The following is a 250-nucleotide window of genomic DNA, read 5'->3' as shown; positions in this document are numbered from 1 at the left end:
TCCGGGAACGATGCAGACTCACCCGGTTTCACAGTCACCGACGTCTCAGCACCGTTATACCCCTCAGCCTCAACAGTCACGGTGTAGTCACCAGCCGGAAGCTTATCCACATCCACATCGCCGTTGGCATCGGTCGTCGTCTCGAAACGGTTGCCCTTACCATCATCAACAACAACCTTGGCACCAGAAACCGGCTTGCCATCCTGATCCTTCACCGAACCAGACAAAGAACCCGGCTTCTCAACAACCT

1 protein-coding gene is annotated in these 250 nt (G+C 55.2%); it reads right to left on the bottom strand.

Annotation, left to right across the window (positions count from 1 at the left end; all coding sequences use genetic code 11):
- Positions 1–250 (bottom strand): carboxypeptidase-like regulatory domain-containing protein (locus HMPREF2791_RS03115; protein WP_141764898.1); only part of this gene is annotated, 250 nt, incomplete at both ends.

Origin of the sequence: Corynebacterium sp. HMSC034A01, assembly GCF_001838175.1 — a bacterium.
Classification (GTDB): domain Bacteria; phylum Actinomycetota; class Actinomycetes; order Mycobacteriales; family Mycobacteriaceae; genus Corynebacterium.
This window is presented reverse-complemented; position numbering and strand designations above follow the sequence as displayed.